The following is a 4644-nucleotide window of genomic DNA, read 5'->3' on the forward strand; positions in this document are numbered from 1 at the left end:
ATCGACCCCGTCGCCACCAGGTTGCCGTTCGTAACCCCGCTGTCCTCCGTCACGGACGCCACCGTCGGCGTACCGATCACCGCCGCATCGTTGACGCCGTTGATCGTGAACGACACCACCTTCGTGGTCCCGTCCGCGGCCGACACCGTGAAGTTGTCGACGTGGGTCGCGGTGCCGCCATGAGCGGCCGAACCGGCCAGCGACTGCACGGCCGCGTTGGCCACCGTGTAGGTGTAGGTCCCGTCCGTGTTGAGCACGAGCGCGCCGAGGGCGTCCGTCGCCTTGACCACGGTGGTGGCGAACGTCGCCTCGCCGGTGTCGGTGTCGGCGATCGAGATCGACCCCGTCGCCACCAGGTTGCCGTTCGTAACCCCGCTGTCCTCCGTCACGGACGCCACCGTCGGCGTACCGATCACCGCCGCATCGTTGACGCCGTTGATCGTGAAGCTCACAGGCTGGGTCGAGATACCACCGTTCTTGTCGTTGACGGTGACGTCGTAGGTGACCGTCAGGACCTGACCCTTCGCCAGGAAGTCGAACGTTGCATCCGCCTTCGAGAAGGACAGCGGGATCGTGCCGGTGTTGTTGGCCGCATTCGTGCTGTCGACGATCGTGCCCGTGGCCAGCGCCCCGGTCAGCGCCGTGACGAGGGCAGCCTGCTGCGTGGCGTTCAAGGCAGAGTAGCCCGACCCGGTGATCGCCGGAGCTGCAAACGACACCGTATGCGTGTCGGCCAGATCCACGTCCGTGAAGGTCAGGCTCGCGGTGGCCGTGTCGAGGGTCGTCGAACCCGTGGTTGCGGCCGCTTCCGTGATCTGGTGCGTGGTGTTGCCCGTCCCCGACGTATCGGCGGCCAGCACCGGCAGGTCGTTGGTGCCGGTGACGGTAAAGGTCATCGGCTTCGTCGAGGATGCATCCTGCGCATCCTTGACCGTGACGTCATAGGCGATGGTGAGCGTCTGCCCGGCGGCCAGGAAGTCGAAGGTCTTGTCCTGGGCCGACAGGATGTAGCTGACCGAGCCTGCACCGGTCCCGTTGCTGTCGGTCAGCGCCGCCGGCGACAGCGACAAAGCCGACGTAAGGGACGTGCCGAGCGCGCTCTTCTGCGTATCCGTCAAACCGGTGTAACCGGTCCCCCCGAGCGTGAAGCCCGACGCGACCGACACGGTGTGCGTGTTGGTCAGGTCGACGTCCGTGAAGGTGAGCTTGGCCGTCGCGGTGTCGACCGTCGTGTCGTTGGTAGCGTTGCGCTCGACGATCGACGCATTGCCTGCGGAGAGGACCGGGGTGTCGTTCGTGCCCGTGATCGTGAAGGTCACAGGCTGAAGCGAGGTGCCGAACTTTCCGTCCGACACCGTCACGTCGTAGGTCACGACCAGGGTCTCGTTGAACGCCAGGAAGTCGAAGGCGGCGTCCGCCTTCGAGAAGGTCAGCGGGATCGACCCGGTAGAGCCCTTGGCTTCGACGATCGTCCCGGACGTCAGGGCGCCCGTGAGCGCGGTGACGAGTTGCGCCTTCTGGAGATCCGTCAGGCCGGTGTAGCCCGTCCCGTCGAGCCGCGGGGCCGAGAACCCCACCGTATGGACGTCGATGACGTCGAGATCCGTGAAGGTCAGAGTTACCGGCGCCGTATCGGGCGTCGGCGAACCGGTGGTGATCGCCTGCTCCATCAGAGCGTGCGACGCCACCGTATCGGCGGCCAGCACCGGGGCGTCGTTGGTGCCGGTGATCGTGAAGGTGATGTCCTTCGACGTTCCATCGGACGATTTGACCGTGAACACCTCGGACTTGATCTCACCTGCGGCGAGGTACTGCACCTTGGCGTTAGCCACGCTGTAGCTGTAGGCGCCGTTCGCTGCGAGGGTGAGCGTGCCCAGGACGTTGCCGACCGGCGCGACGATCGTCTGGAAGCTCGACTGATCGTGGTCGGCATCCGTGACCGACAGCATGCCCGTCGCGGTCAGGGTGGTGGTCGTGGTCGAGGGGCTGTCCTCGGTCACGTTGACCACCTGGCCGGTCGGCACAGTGATCACGGCAGCATCGTTCGTGCCGGTGATCGTGAAGGTCACCGGCTGGGTCGAGATACCACCGTTCTTGTCGTTGACGGTGACGTCGTAGGTCACGCTCAGCGTCTCGCCCTCCCGCAGGAAGTCGAAGGTCGCGTCCGCCTTCGAGAAGGTCAGCGGGATCGTGCCGGTGTTGTTGGCCGCATTCGTGCTGTCGACGATCGTGCCCGTGGCCAGCGCCCCGGTCAGCGCCGTGACGAGGGCCGCCTGCTGCGTGGCGTTCAAGGCAGAGTAGCCGGTCCCGGTGATCGCCGGGGCGGCGAACGACACCGTATGCGTGTCGGCCAGATCCACGTCCGTGAAGGTCAGGCTCGCGGTGGCCTTGTCGAGGGTCGTCGAACCCGTGGTTGTGGCCGCTTCCGTGATCTGGTGCGTGGTGTTGCCCGTGCCCGTATCGGCGGCCAGCACCGGCACGTCGTTGGTGCCGGTGATCGTGAAGGTGATGTCCTTCGTCGTCCCATCGAGCGATTTGACCGTGAACACCTCGTTCTTCGGCTGACCCGCGGCGAGGTACTGCACCTTGGTGTTGTCGACGCTGTAGGTGTAGGCGCCGTTCGCTGCGAGGGTCAGGGTACCCAGCACGCCGGTGGCGGGGATGACGGTCGTCTGGAAGCCCGACTGGTCGTGGTCGGCATCCGTGACCGACAGCGTGCCCGTCGCGGTCAGGTTGCCGCTCGTCAGCGTGCCGTCCTCGGTCACGTTGACCACCTGCCCGGCCGGCACAGTGATCACGGCAGCATCGTTCGTACCGGTGATCGTGAAGGTCACCGGCTGGGTCGAGGTCACCTGCTGGCTGTCCGTGACGCTGACGTTGTAGGTCACGACCAGCGTCTCGCCCTCGCGCAGGACGTCGAAGGTCGCGTCCGCCTTCGAGAAGCTCAGCGGGATCGTACCCGTACCGCTCAGCGCGTTGGTGCTGTCGTTGGCGCCACCGCTCACGAAGGCGGTGCTGGTCAGCGCGTTCGCCAGGGCAGAGGCGAGCGTCGCCTGCTGTCCGGGCGAAAGCAGCGTGTAGCCGGTCCCGCTGAGCGTCGGAGCCGCGATCGACACGGTGTGCGTGTCGGAGAGGTCGAGATCGGTGAAGGTCAGGCTCGCGGTCGCGGTGTCCGCCGTCGTCGAACCCGTGGTTGCGGCCGCTTCCGTGATCTGGTGCGTGGTGTTGCCCACACCCGACGTGTCGGCGCTGAGCACCGGCAGGTCGTTCGTGCCCAGGATCGCGAAGGTGACGGGCTGCGTCGAGGTGGCCCCCAGCGCGTCCTTGACCGTCACGGCGTAGACGACGTTCAGCGACTCACCGGCCGCCAGGAAGTCGAGCTTCGCGTCGGCCACGCTGAAGCTGAAGCCGATCGAACCGGTGTTGTTCGATTGGCCCGTGCTGTCCGTGTAGCCCATTCGCGTGAACGCCGTGGCCAGAACGTCCGCCAGGATGGCGCTCTGCGCGCTCGGCAACGTGCCGGGCGTCCCGTCGGGCTTGGTCAGCGTGACCACCGGCGGCGCGACCACGACCGTGTGCGTGTCGGACAGGTCGACATCCGTGAAGGTCAGGTTCGCGGTCGCCGTATCGAAATCCGCGCTTCCGGACGTGCGGGCGAGTTCGCGCACGACGTGGGTGTCGATGGTGTCGGCGGCCAGCACCGGAGCGTCGTTCGAGCCCGTGACCGTGAAGGTCATGGTCTTCGAGGCCGAGGCGGAGGTCGTGTCCGCCCGGTTGTCGCTGACCGTGACGTCGTAGGTGATGGTCAGCGTCTGCCCGTCAGCCAGGAAGTCGAAGGTCTTGTCCTGGGCTCTGAGGGTGAAGCTCGCCGAGCCCGCGCCCTTCTGGGTGCTGTCGCTGATCGTGGCGCTCGAGAGCGTAAGCGCCGAAGGCAGGCTCGACTGGAGCGCACTCCTCTGCGCATCGGTCAGGGCGGTAAACCCCGTCCCGCCGAGCGTGAAGCCGGTGCTCGCCGTCGCCGTGTGGGTGTCGGACAGGTCGACATCCGTGAAGGCGAGCGTCGCCGTGGCCTGGTCGACCGTCGAGAGGTTCGTTCCCGCCCGTTCGGTGATCGCACCCGTGCCGGCTGCCAGCACCGGCTGGTCGTTGGTGCCGGTGACCGTGATCACGACCGACTGCGTCGCGGTACCGCCCGTGTGCTGGTCCGACACCGTGACGGCGTAGCTGATGGACAGCGTCTCGCCCGCCGCCAGGAAGTCGAAGGCGCCATCCGCCTTCGAGAAGCTCAGCGGGATCGTGCCAGTAGTGACGGTGGCGCTGGTGTCGGTGATCGTCCCCGGGATCAGGACGCCCGTGAGCGCGGTGACGAGCGCAGCCTTCTGGTCGGTGGTCAGTCCCGCCGTGCCCGAACCGGTCAGGACGGGGGCTGCCACCGACACGGTATGCGTGTCGATCAGGTCGACATCGGTGAAGCTCAGGCTCGCCGTGAGCGTGACGGCCGTCGTCGACCCCGTCGTCGCGGCGGCCTCCGTGAAGATGTGCGTGCCCGCATCGGCGGCCAGCATCGGGGCGTCGTTGGTGCCGGTGATCGTGAAGGTGATGTCCTTCGTCGTCCCGTCGAGCGACGTGACCGTGAACACCTCG

At 66.9% G+C, this 4644-nt stretch carries 1 protein-coding gene; it reads right to left on the reverse strand.

Going from position 1 to position 4644, the window contains the following annotated elements; translation table 11 throughout:
* A partial coding sequence (locus MFF13_RS13290; RefSeq protein WP_238272300.1) for a beta strand repeat-containing protein occupies positions 1 to 4644 on the reverse strand: 4644 nt, incomplete at both ends.

Source organism: Methylobacterium cerastii (assembly GCF_022179125.1).
GTDB lineage: Bacteria > Pseudomonadota > Alphaproteobacteria > Rhizobiales > Beijerinckiaceae > Methylobacterium > Methylobacterium cerastii.